Raw genomic sequence first — 1,796 nt, forward strand, 5'->3', positions numbered from 1 at the left:
TGATGTGTATATGAGACTGGGGGCTGCGGGTGCGCATCACCGACGACGGCTCCGGCGGCGCCGACCCGACGGGCAGCGGCCTGCTCGGGCTCGCCCAGCGGGCCGCAGCGATCGACGGCACCCTGCGGGTGGACAGCCCGCCGGGTGGCCCCACCACCCTCACCGCGGAGTTGCCGTGCGCGTAATCCTGGCTGACGATTCGACCCTGCTGCGGGAGGGCCTGGTGCGACTGCTCGCCGAGGAGGGGCACGACGTGGTCGCGGCAGTGGGTGATGCCACCGCGCTGCTCGACGCCGTCGACCGGCATCCGGCGGACGCCGTCTGCGTCGATGTGCGGATGCCGCCCAGCCACACCGACGAGGGACTGCGCGCCGCCCTGGAGATCCGCAGCCGCCATCCGCACCTCGGGGTGCTGGTGCTGTCCCAGTACGTCGAGAAGCGGTACGCGACCGAGCTGTTGACCGGCGAGATGCCGCCGGGCGGCGGTGGCGTCGGCTACCTGCTCAAGGACCGGGTGATGCAGGTCGATGAGTTCCTGGACGCGCTGGAGCGGGTCGCCGCAGGTCAGGCCGCCTTCGACCCCGAGGTGGTGCGCCAGCTCCTGGCCCGCAGCACGCATGTGGACCCGCTGGCCCGGCTCACCGAACGCGAACGCGAGGTGCTCGGCGAGATGGCCCAGGGCCACGCCAACGCCGCCATCGCCCAGCGGCTGCACGTCTCCCGCAGCGCCGTCGAGAAGCACATCAACGCCATCTTCGACAAGTTGGGCCTCACCGGTACGGCGGGTTACAGCCGCCGGGTGCTTGCCGTGCTCCGGTACGTGGGTAGTTAGGCCGCAGCGCCCCGCTCGGCACGCCGTGCCGGATGGGGCGCCCGTTCGGTCGGATTGCGTGCACCCCGTGCCACGGAAGCCCGCCGCCGAACGGGGCACCACCAGCCCGCGGGAGGCCCGCGGGATGTGGCAGGCCCACCCGGGGGTGGGCGGAGAGGGCACCCATGGCACAGGGCACCCGCCGGGCATCGACCGCACTGCACGCCTACGTACTGGCGCACAACCCCCCGCTCGACCCGGTCCAGCGCGAACTCATCGACCGCACCAGGACTGAGCTGCCCGACCACGCCCGCATGCAGGTGGCGCAGGAACAGGGGCCGCTGCTCGCCTTCCTGGTGCGGCTGATCGGCGCCCGGCACGTCGTGGAGATCGGCACGTTCACCGGCCTGTCCACGCTCTTCATGGCCCAGGCGCTGCCGCCCGACGGCACGTTGCTCGCCTGCGACGTGTCCGAGGAATGGACCGCGTACGGCCGTACGGCGTGGCAGGAGGCCGGCGTGGCCGACCGCATCGACCTGCGGATCGCCCCCGCGCTCCAGACCCTGCGCGCCCTGCCCGCGGAGCCACACGTCGACCTGGCCTTCATCGACGCGGACAAGCCCGGATACCTCGGCTACTGGGAGGAGCTGGTGCCCCGCATCCGCCCCGGCGGCCTGATCGTCGCCGACAACGTCTGCTACGGCGGCGAGGTGCTCGACCCCGCCAGCGCGTCGACCGAGGGCGCCGCGATCCATGCCTTCAACGAGCGCGTACGGGCCGACACCCGGGTGGAGTCGGTCTTCCTGGAGATCGCCGACGGCCTGACGCTGGCCCGCCGCCGGGAGGAGTGAGGGCCGTTCCCGGGCTCGGCCTCGCCCGCGGGGGCGCGGCGGACAGCGGGGGCCGGCCCCGACACGGCCTCGCCCGAGGGGCGTGGCGAGTGCGGGCCGGCCCTGGCCCCGCGGACGGTCAGCCGCAGCAGCCC

2 protein-coding genes and 1 pseudogene are annotated in these 1,796 nt (G+C 73.6%); all 3 read left to right on the forward strand.

Going from position 1 to position 1,796, the window contains the following annotated elements; translation table 11 throughout:
- Positions 1 to 26: 26 nt before the first annotated feature.
- Positions 27 to 185: pseudogene (locus tag AAHZ94_RS33480) on the forward strand (sensor histidine kinase); the annotation flags it as partial.
- Entirely contained in the window at positions 176 to 832 is a 657-nt protein-coding gene (locus AAHZ94_RS33485; RefSeq protein ID WP_349997462.1) for a response regulator transcription factor, read from the forward strand. The pseudogene AAHZ94_RS33480 and the gene AAHZ94_RS33485, both read left to right, overlap by 10 nt.
- 164 nt (positions 833 to 996) lie before the next feature.
- Entirely contained in the window at positions 997 to 1,662 is a 666-nt protein-coding gene (locus tag AAHZ94_RS33490; RefSeq protein ID WP_349997463.1) for an O-methyltransferase, read from the forward strand.
- Positions 1,663 to 1,796: the final 134 nt, after the last annotated feature.

Source organism: Streptomyces sp. HSW2009, assembly GCF_040240285.1.
Lineage (GTDB): Bacteria > Actinomycetota > Actinomycetes > Streptomycetales > Streptomycetaceae > Streptomyces.

Bases quoted from the DNA above. Each gene is read 5' to 3' on its own strand.
- AAHZ94_RS33490 (WP_349997463.1), top strand. From the start codon at position 997: ATGGCACAGGGCACCCGCCGGGCATCGACCGCACTGCACGCCTACGTA.